13 protein-coding genes are annotated in these 12,150 nt (G+C 48.3%); 1 reads left to right on the forward strand and 12 read right to left on the reverse strand.

From position 1 onward, the window contains the following. Nucleotides 1-148: 148 nt before the first annotated feature. Nucleotides 149-748: a YitT family protein gene (locus EA26_RS04235; RefSeq protein WP_039424500.1), complete on the reverse strand. Its 600-nt coding sequence runs from the start codon at nt 746-748 to the stop codon at nt 149-151. Nucleotides 749-1,094: 346 nt separating this feature from the next. Here EA26_RS04235 and glyA point away from each other — a divergent pair, with 346 nt between their 5' ends. Further along, nucleotides 1,095-2,345: a serine hydroxymethyltransferase gene (gene glyA / locus EA26_RS04240; protein WP_039424502.1), complete on the forward strand. Its 1,251-nt coding sequence runs from the start codon at nt 1,095-1,097 to the stop codon at nt 2,343-2,345. Nucleotides 2,346-2,420: 75 nt separating this feature from the next. On the opposite strand, the gene EA26_RS04245 is transcribed toward glyA, so the two are convergent. The 11 genes from EA26_RS04245 to holA form a co-directional block, all read right to left on the reverse strand. Then, on the reverse strand, nt 2,421-2,756 hold the full coding sequence (locus tag EA26_RS04245) for a hypothetical protein (RefSeq protein ID WP_039424504.1): 336 nt from the start codon (nt 2,754-2,756) through the stop codon (nt 2,421-2,423). A 193-nt stretch (nt 2,757-2,949) separates the two neighbouring features. After that, a complete protein-coding gene (lipA, locus tag EA26_RS04250; RefSeq protein ID WP_039424507.1) occupies nt 2,950-3,915 on the reverse strand; it encodes a lipoyl synthase in 966 nt (321 codons plus the stop codon). Then, a complete protein-coding gene (gene lipB / locus EA26_RS04255; protein ID WP_039424509.1) occupies nt 3,912-4,568 on the reverse strand; it encodes a lipoyl(octanoyl) transferase LipB in 657 nt (218 codons plus the stop codon). The genes lipA and lipB overlap by 4 nt, the downstream gene beginning before the upstream one ends. Nucleotides 4,569-4,746: 178 nt before the next feature. After that, nucleotides 4,747-5,025 (reverse strand): DUF493 family protein YbeD, encoded by a 279-nt coding sequence (gene ybeD / locus EA26_RS04260; RefSeq protein ID WP_039424513.1) that lies wholly within the window; start codon nt 5,023-5,025, stop codon nt 4,747-4,749. A 120-nt stretch (nt 5,026-5,145) separates the two neighbouring features. Beyond that, nucleotides 5,146-6,327, reverse strand: a complete 1,182-nt coding sequence (locus tag EA26_RS04265) for a serine hydrolase (protein WP_039424515.1) — start codon at nt 6,325-6,327, stop codon at nt 5,146-5,148. Between the two features lie 92 nt (nt 6,328-6,419). Beyond that, on the reverse strand, nt 6,420-7,214 hold the full coding sequence (locus tag EA26_RS04270) for a septal ring lytic transglycosylase RlpA family protein (RefSeq protein ID WP_039424518.1): 795 nt from the start codon (nt 7,212-7,214) through the stop codon (nt 6,420-6,422). Then, nucleotides 7,214-8,335 (reverse strand): rod shape-determining protein RodA, encoded by a 1,122-nt coding sequence (gene rodA, locus EA26_RS04275; RefSeq protein ID WP_039424521.1) that lies wholly within the window; start codon nt 8,333-8,335, stop codon nt 7,214-7,216. The genes EA26_RS04270 and rodA overlap by 1 nt, the downstream gene beginning before the upstream one ends. Continuing rightward, entirely contained in the window at nt 8,335-10,227 is a 1,893-nt protein-coding gene (mrdA, locus tag EA26_RS04280) for a penicillin-binding protein 2 (RefSeq protein WP_039424524.1), read from the reverse strand. Before mrdA ends, rodA begins: the two co-directional genes overlap by 1 nt. 30 nt (nt 10,228-10,257) lie before the next feature. Continuing rightward, nucleotides 10,258-10,728, reverse strand: a complete 471-nt coding sequence (gene rlmH / locus EA26_RS04285; protein WP_039424527.1) for a 23S rRNA (pseudouridine(1915)-N(3))-methyltransferase RlmH — start codon at nt 10,726-10,728, stop codon at nt 10,258-10,260. A gap of 4 nt (nt 10,729-10,732) precedes the next feature. After that, nucleotides 10,733-11,050: a ribosome silencing factor gene (gene rsfS, locus EA26_RS04290; RefSeq protein WP_039424530.1), complete on the reverse strand. Its 318-nt coding sequence runs from the start codon at nt 11,048-11,050 to the stop codon at nt 10,733-10,735. 69 nt (nt 11,051-11,119) lie between these two features. Further along, a complete protein-coding gene (gene holA / locus EA26_RS04295) occupies nt 11,120-12,145 on the reverse strand; it encodes a DNA polymerase III subunit delta (protein WP_039424532.1) in 1,026 nt (341 codons plus the stop codon). Nucleotides 12,146-12,150: the final 5 nt, after the last annotated feature.

Genomic DNA, 12,150 nt, shown 5'->3' on the forward strand with positions numbered 1-12,150 from the left:
GATTTTGCTGATTCACAGACAAGCGTTCAGATTGCTCTTTTGCTGTGGTTAAAAAGTCTTGCATCGCACTGGGTTACGTCATGAACACTGCTGATAGTGTATAGCACTTTCATAGGCCAAAACAGGACAACGCGTCATAAGCTTGACGTCAAGAATAGTTCACCTTGTAACGGTGGGGCTTATGATTCATGGCGAGCACTAGGTTTAAAGCGAAAGCACCGAGAATCGAGAGTAAAATCGTGTTTGGCGTGACAAAGAAAAACGACGCCGCCAGAATTGCCGCATCAATCGCCATCTGAGATTTTCCTACCGAAATGCCGAATTTGTCCTGAACATAGAGACACAATACATTAAAACCACCAAGACTGGCACGGTGACGAAACAAGATAAGCATGCCCAATCCCATGAAAAGGCCGCCAGTAATCGCGCAGTAGACCGGATGGATGTTATCGACAGAAATGACTAAATACAGGTTATCGGCAAAAATAGAGACTAAAGCGCCAGAAATGGCACTATTAAAAGCAAATCGTCTGCCATAACGTCGCCATGCAAGCAAATAGAAAGGGCAGTTGCTCAAAAAGTACAACAATCCAAACGTGAATGGAGTAAACTGGGACACCAGCAATGCGAGCCCCGTTGTGCCACCAGTGAGAAGATGTGCCGATTGCAGAAAGAAGACGCCTTGGGCGACCAGAAAGGTGCCGGTCAAGATAGCAATCCAGTCCTCTTTGTGTGAGTGTTTTTCCATCAGTTCCTAAATTTAATGCGCAAGAAGGGGCGAGCATAGTAGTCAAAAGCTGATCTTTTCGGTAGCTAGACGACTAAAATTAGGGTAAACCTATGTAATTGTTGTTTTACAGGGTGTAAAACGCAAAAATTGACAGTTGAAGTCGCATCCTTGTCATCATCATTGGTGAAGATGAATCTTCTCAAATGTCATCATGAAAAAACTGCATAAGAAAAGTGAACTTTTCTCTTTATGACCTGGATCAAATTATGTAGAATGCGCGCCATTACGGTGACGAAAACGTTTGCGTTGGGTCATTTGACAGTTTTTTTGCAACTTTCAGTCTAATCTGAGTCAGGAGATACAGATGCTTAAGCGTGATATGAATATCGCTGATTACGATCCGGAGCTATTCGCAGCTATCCAGGAAGAAACCCTTCGTCAGGAAGAGCACATCGAACTGATTGCTTCTGAAAACTACACCAGCCCACGTGTAATGGAAGCGCAAGGTTCTCAGCTAACTAACAAATACGCAGAAGGCTACCCAGGTAAGCGTTACTACGGTGGTTGTGAGTACGTGGATAAAGCCGAATCTCTGGCGATTGACCGTGCCTGCCAACTGTTTGGTTGTGAATACGCAAACGTTCAGCCGCATTCTGGCTCTCAAGCGAACAGCGCGGTATACATGGCACTGCTTAATCCAGGCGATACCGTGTTGGGTATGAGCCTAGCACACGGCGGTCACTTGACTCACGGTTCACCAGTTAACTTCTCTGGTAAACACTACAACGTCATTCCTTACGGTATTGATGAAGCCGGTCAAATCAATTACGACGAAATGGAAGCGCTGGCACTTGAGCACAAACCGAAGATGATCATCGGTGGTTTCTCTGCCTACTCTCAAATTGTTGATTGGAAGCGCATGCGTGAGATCGCGGATAAAGTCGGTGCTTATCTGTTTGTCGATATGGCGCACGTTGCCGGCCTAATTGCTGCAGGCGTTTACCCAACACCCGTTCCACACGCGCACGTTGTGACCACCACAACACACAAAACGCTCGCTGGTCCTCGCGGTGGTTTGATTTTGTCAAACGCGGGCGAAGAGATGTACAAAAAACTGAACTCAGCGGTATTCCCTGGTGGTCAAGGTGGTCCTTTGATGCACGTGATCGCGGGTAAAGCGGTCGCGTTTAAAGAAGCGATGGAACCTGAGTTCAAAGCTTACCAAGAGCGTGTGGTGAAAAATGCCAAAGCGATGGTGGCACAATTCCAAGCGCGTGGTTACAAAATCGTATCAAACGGCACTGAAAACCATCTGTTCCTTGTTGATCTGATCGACAAAGAGATCACGGGTAAAGATGCAGATGCCGCTCTTGGCGCAGCAAACATTACGGTAAACAAAAACTCAGTGCCAAACGATCCACGTAGCCCGTTTGTGACTTCTGGTATTCGTGTTGGTACGCCAGCGATCACTCGCCGTGGCTTTACTGAAGCTGACGCGACAGAGTTAGCAAACTGGATGTGTGACGTGCTAGATAACATCGGTAATGATGATGTGATTGCAGCGACCAAAGCGAAAGTTTTGCAAATCTGTCAGCGTCTTCCGGTTTACGCATAAGTATTAAAGCAATAAAACAAAGGCTTCCCATGCGGAAGCCTTTTTGTTTACTCAGAAAAATCAATCGAATAGAGATTACTTCTCTTTCGAGATACTCAACAAAGAGCCTGATTTACACTGGAATGAGTAGTAGCTTGACGTCTCGCTAAATTTACCCAACCCTTCACCATCACAATAATCGATATTGATGTCACGCATGGTGTTAAGCGTTTCTTCGCTGTTCAGCGCAAATTTCGCGCCATCGGCACAGACAATACGTACACGACCATCTTTGCTCACCGAATAGATTTTGACTTCCGTGTTGCACAATTCAAAAGACGCTTCGCGATAATTATCTTGCGCGGTATTTTGCTGCGCACAGCCCACCAGTAGAGCCGTAGAGAGCAGGGCGATAAATCCAAACTTGTTCATTCAATAAAATCCTTTGTGTTGGGAATGCTAATGAGCATAGTCAACTGAGATGATATGCACTTGCATCAAGCCTATATAAATGGCGCAGGGATGGCAACCCATAGCAAGGTTAAACCTCAGTGGCGCAGATAAGATGAGACAAATAAAAAGGCTGAACGTGATATACATTCAGCCTTTGCAACACTACGGACGGTTATTTGACCTCCAGTCCTTGTGCTTGCATATCCGCATGGTAGGAAGAGCGTACAAATGGTCCACAAGCGGCATGGGTAAAGCCCAGTTCTAACGCGATCTCTTTCAGTTCATCAAACTCTTCTGGCGGAACGTAACGTTCAACAGGGAGGTGATGGCGGCTTGGTGCCAAGTACTGGCCGAGTGTCAGCATGGTGACACCGTGCGCGCGTAGATCTTTCAGTACTTCGATGATCTCTTCTTTGGTTTCACCTAGGCCCATCATCAGGCCTGATTTAGTCGGCACACTAGGATGCTGCTCTTTGAATTTCTTCAGCAAATCCAGTGACCACTGATAATTCGCACCTGGTCGCGCTTTACGGTAAAGACGCGGCGCGGTTTCCAAATTATGGTTAAACACATCTGGCGGGTTATCTTTCAATGCTTCTAACGCAACGTCCATACGGCCACGAAAGTCCGGTACCAGTGTTTCGATGCGAATGTGTGGATTGAGTGCGCGGATTTCTCGGTTACAGTTGGCAAAGTGTTTCGCGCCGCCATCGCGCAGATCGTCACGGTCAACCGATGTCACCACCACGTACTTGAGCTTCATGTCGGCGATGGTCTTGGCTAACTTGGTCGGCTCTTCCGCTTCTGGCGGTAATGGTCTGCCATGAGCTACATCACAGAATGGGCAGCGACGGGTGCAGATTGCGCCCAAGATCATAAAGGTGGCGGTGCCGTGGTTAAAACATTCAGCAAGGTTAGGACAAGAAGCCTCTTCACAAACGGAATGAAGATTGTTTTTACGCATGGCCGCTTTGATGTCTTGAATACGCTGACTGTCAGAAGGCAGTTTAATCTTCATCCAAGCGGGCTTGCGCAACATCTCTTTCTGCTCAGTCGGCATGTTCTTGACTGGAATCAGGGCCATTTTGTCAGCGTCACGATATTTAACGCCTTTTTCCATCTGAATTGGTTTACTCATGCTTCTCTTACTTCTGCTTCTGTGCTGAATGTCACTTGCTCGTAACCAAGCAAATTGACCAGTTCTTTGATTAGTTGCTGCTCTATCGTTGCAAGTTCGTTGGGGCCTCCAAGCTCACTCACTTGGACCATTTCCATTCCTTGATAACCGCAAGGGTTGATACGCAGGAAAGGGGAGAGATCCATATTGACGTTGAGAGCCAAACCGTGAAATGAGCACCCTTTACGGATACGCAGGCCCAATGAGCAGATCTTTTTTCCATCCACGTAGACGCCCGGAGCATCCGGTCGTGCTGCAGAATCGATATTGTAGGCTTTTAGGGTATTAATTACGAGATTCTCTATCGTAGTGACGAGATCGCGCACCCCTAATTTTTTGCGACGAAGGTTAATCAAGAAGTAGACCACCAATTGCCCCGGTCCGTGATACGTGACCTGTCCGCCTCGATCACTTTGCACCACAGGGATGTCTCCTGTATTGAGCAAATGCTCGGCTTTCCCGGCTTGACCCTGAGTAAACACTGGGTTGTGTTCCACCAACCACACTTCGTCGCAGGTCTCTTCGCTGCGTTGGTCGGTGAATTGGTGCATCGCCTGCCAGACTGGGGAGTAGTCTTGTCTACCGAGGCGCTTTACTACCAGTTGATTGTGCATACTTTATCCTGTCATCGCTTAATAAAGTTTTTGCATTATAAACCTGTTCAGCAGTTTGAACTATATGTCTGTAACAGATTTTTAACTCGTGAGTGGGAATTTCTTGATTTATCTATTTGATAAATATAAAGAAAGCAGCGAAATGCTGCTTTCAAAAAAAATTTAATTTATCAAAAAATTATAGAACCATACGTACGATATCAATCTCGCCCAACTCTTTATACAGGGTTTCGACCTGCTCGATAGAGGTGGCGGTGATATTGATGGAAACAGAGTGGTAATTGCCCTTCGCACTCGGTTTGACCGCTGGGCTGTAGTCACCCGGCGCGTGACGCTGAATCACAGCCAGTACTTTTTCTGGTAGTTCAGGCTTAGCGTAACCCATAACCTTGTAAGTAAACGAACAAGGAAACTCAAGAAGATCTTTTAGTTTGGCGTCAGAGTTGATGGTTAGCATTGAGAATAACTCCAGGTTGATATTCGGTTGTGCGGGGCGAAATAGTACTGTCTATCGGTTGTGATCTCAAGAGTAATAAAGCCGCCCAAAAGGCGGCTAAAAATAACTCATTGTTTTGGCTTAGAACAAGCTCTTAAGTAGCAGCACAATGTAATCCCATAGTCGGCTGAACAGGCTGCCTTCTTCGACGGTTTCCAATGCCATCAATGGATATTGCGCGACATCTTCACCATCGGCTTGATAGTAAAGCTTACCGACGATGTCACCTTTTTTGATTGGGGCTTGTAGCTCTTTCTCCAGTACAAAGCTAGCGGTCAGATTTTTTGCTTGTCCGCGTGGTAGGGTCACATAAGTATCTTCATTCACACCGAGCGCCAAGGTGTCTTTGTTGCCCATCCAGATTTTTTCTTCGACGAATGTTTCTCCCGCTTTGTGCGGTGCCACAGTTTCGAAAAAGCGGAAGCCGTAACTGAGCAGTTTTTTACTCTCAGATTTACGGGCGTTCATATCTTTGGTACCCATCACAACCGCGATCAAACGCATTTTTCCTTCGGTTGCTGAGCTGACCAAGCTGTAACCTGCGTTATCAGTATGGCCAGTTTTGATACCGTCCACGTTCATGCTCTTATCCCACAGCAGACCGTTGCGGTTGTACTGAGTGATGCCGTTGTAAGTGAATTTTTTCTCAGCGTAGATACGGTACTCATCAGGCACGTCACGGATCAGCGCTTGACCTAAAAGGGCCATATCATAAGGAGTCGAGTAAAGATTTGGATCGTCTAGACCATGCACGTTGGCAAAGTGGGTATTGTTCATGCCGATTGAGCTTGCCCAAGCGTTCATCAGATCAACGAAAGCATCTTCTGAACCGGCGATGTGCTCTGCCATGGCGACGCATGCATCGTTACCGGATTGAATAATGATGCCGCGGTTAAGCTCTTTGACTTTGACCGTGGTACCGACTTCAATGAACATTTTTGACGAATCCGGGAAGTTTTTGGCCCAAGCGTTTTTGCTGATCACCACATCGTCTTCAAGGTTGATGTTTCCTCGGCCTAACTCTTGGCCAATGACATAGCTGGTCATCATTTTGGTCAGGCTGGCTGGCGAGAGTTTAGTGTCCATCTCTTTTTCAGCTAGAACCTTGCCTGAATGGTAATCCATTAGAACAAAACCTTTCGCGGCGATCTGTGGTGCGTCTGGAACCACGACGGGAGCAGCAGAAACTGAGTGAGCTAGCGTTGCAGAAAATGCAAGGGAAGAAACGAGAATAGATTTCACAAGTTTTGTCGTTTTGTTCATGGTAATTCTATTTTTTTGGTTAATTGTCCATATCTTAACAGATTCGTACTGTAAGTCAGAGCGTCTAACACTAGAAAGTGTTGGGGCGTATGTCAACGTGCCACGGTGTACTTTTTGATGAAGGCGCTTTGGTAACCCGCTAACTTAACCTGATCGAGCAGCTGTTGCGTCAGAGAATAGTCAGTAAATGGCCCTAACATCAGCCTATGTGTCTCGTCGTTACTGTCGAGAAACGCCTCGACCTTGAGGCTTTGACTCAAATCTTGCGCTAAAGTTCGCGCTCTTTCCGCGGATTTTGAACTTAGTACTTGCACTGTGTAGCGCGGGTGATTTTGTAGCGATTTCGCATCGGTTGGTGGGTCAAACGTCAGCACTTCAATCTCAACATTCGCCGTACCCGTTTTGAGCACGCCCAACTTATAGGCCGCGGCGTAGCTCAGATCGATGATTCGACCTTCGTGAAACGGCCCGCGATCATTGACGCGTACTATGGTGCTTCTGCCGTTATCTTTGTTGGTGACTTTGACATAACTAGGTAGTGGCAGGGTTTTGTGTGCGGCGGTCATCGAATACATGTCGTAGATCTCGCCGTTTGAGGTTAAGTGCCCCTGAAATTTAGAGCCGTACCACGAAGCAATGCCCGATTCGCGAAAGCCTTTGGCATCGCGAACGATCTTATACTCCTGACCTCGCAGCGTGTAGTCGCGATTTCCACCTAAACTGTAAGGTTCGTATCGAGGATGCGCATCTTCGATGTGCGCGACTGAAATGGGTTGATCCGGTGCGACGTCCGATTCTAACACGTAACGTCCGGTCGGTGCAGAGTTGCATCCTACCAATAAGATCGTAGCAAAGCTGAATAGCGATAAATGGGTCAAATAGTGCATTAGGTCGCCTTTGAGAATGCTTTGCGATGGGTGTGGATTGACATCAAAATGCCAAAACCGGCCATCAAGGTCACCATGGATGTACCACCGTAACTGATGAGGGGGAGCGGTACACCCACCACAGGCAATATTCCACTGACCATGCCGATGTTGACAAAAATGTAGACGAAGAAACTGAGCACCACACTGCCTGCCATCATGCGGCCAAACGCAGTTTGTGCTTGTGAGGCCAAGTATAAGCTGCGGCCGATGATAAACAGATAAAGTGCGAGTAACAACAAGAAACCGACCATGCCCCACTCTTCGGCAATCACCGCAAAAATAAAGTCGGTATGGCGTTCTGGCAAGAACTCAAGCTGTGATTGGGTGCCTTGCAACCAACCTTTGCCCGAGATGCCACCTGAGCCAATCGCTATCTTACTTTGAATGATGTGATAACCCGCGCCGAGCGGATCCGATTCCGGGTTAAACAGTGTGCGTACGCGGGTTTTCTGGTATTCATGCATTAAGAAAAACCATAATACGGGGATGAACCCGCCCAGTGCGACCGCGGCTGCTGCGATAATGCGCCAACTGATGCCAGCAAGAAAGATAACAAAAATACCTGATGCAGCAATAAGGATGGATGTGCCTAGGTCGGGCTGTTTGGCGATCAAAATAGTGGGTACAAACACCATCGCCATGGCGATGCAGAGCGTTTTGAACGTCGGCGGGAGAGGGCGACGTCCTATGTAACGCGCCACCATTAATGGGACGGCAAGCTTGAGCAATTCTGAGGGCTGGAAACGGACAAAGCCGAGGTTGAGCCAGCGCTGTGCACCTTTTGACGCTTCACCAAAGAACAACACGCCTAAAAGTAAAATGACGCCAGTGACAAACATCAGTGGGGCCAATGCTTCGTAGGTACGTGGCGACAGTTGCGCCAACACCAACATCACCACGGTGGCTAACACCATACGCATGGCTTGTCGGTCCATCATCGCCAAATTTTGTCCACTGGCGCTGTACATCACCACCAGGCCAAAGCCCATCAGCAGCAAAATGCCCAGTAACAATGGCAAATCGATATGCAGGCGTTCGAACATTGCCCGGTTCTTGCCTGTGGATGGATCAAGCTTCATTATCGTTTGACCTCGTTAGTCTCTTTGTCGAGCAGTGCTTTATCGAAAATTCGCCTCACCACTGGCGCGCCATTGGAGGAGCCACCCCCCGCGTTTTCCAGTACCACAGTGACGATGACCTTGGGATCGTTGAATGGTGCAAAACCAGTAAACAAGGCGTGGTCGCGCAAATGTTCGGCAATCTCGTCCGCTTTATACTCTTCATCTTCCGCAAGGCCAAAAACCTGCGCGGTGCCCGATTTCCCCGCGGTCATGTAAGGCATATTGGTAAAATGGCGTCGCGCAGTGCCTTTTTTACCATGGTTGGCCAAACGCATCCCTTCTTTTGCTAGGCTCCAATACTTATCTGCCACGTTTTGAATTGGTGGATAAGTTTCATAGTCTGAGAGCTGGCGAGTGTCGAACGCTTCGCCATTTTCAATCGTCGCGCGTAGCAGGTGAGGTGCGGTGACGTTGCCTTCTTTCACCAGCACGGAGGTGGCTTTGGCCAGTTGCATTGGTGTCGCGGTCCAATAGCCCTGACCAATACCGACCGGAATGGTGTCGCCTTTGTACCACGGCGTTTTATGACGCGACATTTTCCAATCACGAGTAGGCATGTTGGCTTTACTTTCTTCAAGAATATCGATGCCGGTGTAGTCACCAAAACCAAACATGCTCATCCAATGCGACAGTTTGTCGATCCCCATATCGTAAGCGATTTGATAGAAGAAGGTATCAACTGACTCTTCAATCGATTGCACTAGATTGACTCTACCATGGCCCCAACGCAACCAGTCACGAAAGGCGCGAGTGTTAGAGTTTGGGATGCGCCAATAGCCAGGATCGTTACGAGTGGTGGTCGGCGTGACAATGCCCTCTTGCAGCGCAGCGACCGCGATAAAGGGTTTTACCGTTGACGCGGGCGGATAGATACCTAAGGTAGCACGGTTGACTAACGGACGATTTTTGTCGTTGAGCAAGTCTGCGTAGCCTTTGCCTGAGATACCATGAACGAACGCATTCGGGTCATAGCTTGGGCTCGATACCATGGCCAGAATGCCGTTGTCTTTCGGATCGAGCACAATGGCGCTGCCACGGCGGCCATCAAGTAGCTGATGGACATACAGCTGCAACTCAATATCAATATTGAGCACGATATCTTTGCCGGGCACTGGTGGGACAAACTTGAGCGTGCGGATCACGCGTCCACGGCTGTTGACTTCGACCTCTTGGTAGCCAGCCGTGCCGTGTAATAAATCTTCGTAGTGCTTCTCGATGCCGAGTTTACCGATATCTCGCGTTGCCTGATAATTGGCGTCTTTCTCTTCGTCTATCAGGCGCTGCATGTCGCGGTCATTGATGCGAGAAACGTAGCCAATAACGTGGGTTAACACTTCGCCGTAAGGGTAGTAGCGTTTGAGTGTGCCGCTCACTTCGACGCCGGGAAAACGGTACTGATTGACGGCAAACACCGCCACTTGTTCTTCTGTCAATTGGGTGAGAATAGGCACCGATTTAAAACGTCGGGTGCGTTTACGCTCACGCTCAAAGCGTTCAATTTGTTCTGGGGAAATGTCGACAATCGTCTGTAGCTGCGCAATGGTCTCATCCATGTTTTTGACTTTTTCAGGGGTGATCTCTAAGTCAAAAACAGGACGGTTTTTCGCTAGCAGCACGCCATTGCGGTCATAAATCAGGCCACGATTGGGGGCGATTGGAACAACTTTGATGCGGTTATCGTTTGAGCGGGTTTTGTAATCTTGATATTGGTTGACTTGGATATTGTACAAGTTAGCCACCAATACGCCCATCAAAGCGATGATGCCAATAAAAGAGACAACGGCACGACGGGCAAACAATCGTGCTTCGGCTTGGTAATCTCGTATCTGACTTCGGCGTTTCCGTATCATTAACGCAGGTTCTCAGGGTTGGAAAGACAATTATTCACGGTGATAAGGGTGATTCGCCGTGATACTCCATGCTCGGTACAAGCTTTCCGCCATTACCACGCGAACAAGTGGATGAGGCAAGGTCAAAGGTGAGAGAGACCAGCTCTGCTCTGCTGCCGCTTTGCAAGCCGGAGCCAGACCTTCTGGGCCACCGATCAGGATAGAAACATCGCGACTGTCGAGCTTCCACGCTTCTAATTGCTCGGCTAACTGTGGGGTGTCCCACCTTTTGCCGGGAATATCCAACGTGACGATGCGGTTGCCTTTGGGCACTGCGGCCAGCATCGCTTCGCCCTCTTTTTGTAAAATTCGTGCGATGTCAGCATTTTTTCCTCGTTTTCCCGCTGGGATCTCAATCAGTTCCAGTGGCATATCGTGCGGGAAGCGGCGACGGTATTCTTGGAATCCTTCTTCGACCCATTTCGGCATTTTGGTGCCAACGGCGATGAGTTGAATCTTCAAACCATTAACCCCAAAGCTTTTCTAGTTGATAAAGTTGGCGCTGTTCTTCTTGCATCACGTGTAACATGGCGTCACCCAGATCGAGAACGACCCATTCGCCTTCTTTCTCACCTTCCATGCCAAGTGGCGTCAGCCCCACTTTCTTCACTTCTTCTGCAACGTGATCAGCGATGGAAGAAACATGGCGTTTTGAGTTTCCACTGCAGATGATCATAAAATCGGTCACACTCGATTTGCCCTCAACGTTGAGAACAACGATGTTCTCCGCTTTCATGTCGTCTGCTTTATCGGCCAAAAAGTCTTTCAGTTGTTCGCGAAGCACTCAAATTTCCTCGGTGTGTATCTATTGATTCAACTATTCATTCAGTAAGGCGCGCAATATAGCACGCTTTTACGCTTTACAAGCCAACTCTGCGTCAGGCAGGCACATCTCCAAGCTTAATTGATGAAGAAGTGGCCACTCCGATTGTTCATATTGGGTTTTGGCCAGCAGCTCTACCTGAGTCAGTAACTGCAACAGGCGTTGAAGGCGTTGGTAAGTCAATCGAGTTAGCGCTGCATGGTAGAGTGGCCTTTTGTTTGGCCACACTTTATGTTGCTCAAAAATAGCGTTGAGCGGCAATTGAGCCGACAAAGCCTGCATTTTGAGCAGTAGCATCAGTTCCTTTTGTAGTGAGCGCAACAAGATGACGCTTTCTACCCCTTCGGCGGCGAGTTGACGCAGGATTTTCTGGCAGCGATTGGCTTTGCCTTCGAGTAGTGCGTCTATCCAGTGAAAGGGGGTGAAATGGTTGTGACGACTAAGAGACTCTTCTAGGCGAACCAAGTTCAGCACGCCGTCAGGGTAGAGCAGAGCTAGCTTTTCTAAGCTTTGCACTAAGGCAAATAAGTTCCCTTCGTGCCATTGTGCCAGCATTTGTACCGCTTGCTGATCGGGTTTGAGTCCGAGTTGGCGGCAGCGGCTTTGCACAAATTGTGGCAAACGTGCCATGTCTGGAGTTTGGCAACTGACCCAATGGCCATGCTGCGTGAGCGTTTTAAACCATTTGGCGTTTTCTTGCGCTTTGTTTAGTTTGCTACCAACTACCACCAACAAGGTGTCAGGATGCAGCATTGAGGAGAGTGTGAGTAACTCGCTGGCAATCGCCGCATTCACTCCGGTTTCCGGTAATTCCAGTTCGACAATTTGGCGACTGGAAAACAGGCTCAAAGCTTGGAAACAGTCGTACACCTCGTTCCAGTTGAGGCTGGCATCGACGGCAAAACGATGTCGCTCCTCAAAGCCTTGGCGCAAAGCCGCTTTTTGAATTGCCAAGCGGCTTTCTTGGATAAGCAAAGGTTCGTTACCAAAGATCAGGTAAACAGATTTAAGGGATTTATCGAGCTGTTCTGCCAGCCGTTCTGCAAAAATTCTCATACTGC

The organism is Vibrio navarrensis (assembly GCF_000764325.1).
In the GTDB taxonomy this organism is placed as follows: Bacteria; Pseudomonadota; Gammaproteobacteria; order Enterobacterales; family Vibrionaceae; genus Vibrio; species Vibrio navarrensis.

Excerpts from the sequence above, each read along its gene's own strand:
- EA26_RS04235 (WP_039424500.1), bottom strand. The coding sequence starts at position 748 with ATGGAAAAACACTCACACAAAGAGGACTGGATTGCTATCTTGACCGGC.
- glyA (WP_039424502.1), top strand. The coding sequence starts at position 1,095 with ATGCTTAAGCGTGATATGAATATCGCTGATTACGATCCGGAGCTATTC.
- EA26_RS04245 (WP_039424504.1), bottom strand. The coding sequence starts at position 2,756 with ATGAACAAGTTTGGATTTATCGCCCTGCTCTCTACGGCTCTACTGGTG.
- lipA (WP_039424507.1), bottom strand. The coding sequence starts at position 3,915 with ATGAGTAAACCAATTCAGATGGAAAAAGGCGTTAAATATCGTGACGCT.
- lipB (WP_039424509.1), bottom strand. The coding sequence starts at position 4,568 with ATGCACAATCAACTGGTAGTAAAGCGCCTCGGTAGACAAGACTACTCC.
- ybeD (WP_039424513.1), bottom strand. The coding sequence starts at position 5,025 with ATGCTAACCATCAACTCTGACGCCAAACTAAAAGATCTTCTTGAGTTT.
- EA26_RS04265 (WP_039424515.1), bottom strand. The coding sequence starts at position 6,327 with ATGAACAAAACGACAAAACTTGTGAAATCTATTCTCGTTTCTTCCCTT.
- EA26_RS04270 (WP_039424518.1), bottom strand. The coding sequence starts at position 7,214 with ATGCACTATTTGACCCATTTATCGCTATTCAGCTTTGCTACGATCTTA.
- rodA (WP_039424521.1), bottom strand. The coding sequence starts at position 8,335 with ATGAAGCTTGATCCATCCACAGGCAAGAACCGGGCAATGTTCGAACGC.
- mrdA (WP_039424524.1), bottom strand. The coding sequence starts at position 10,227 with ATGATACGGAAACGCCGAAGTCAGATACGAGATTACCAAGCCGAAGCA.
- holA (WP_039424532.1), bottom strand. The coding sequence starts at position 12,145 with ATGAGAATTTTTGCAGAACGGCTGGCAGAACAGCTCGATAAATCCCTT.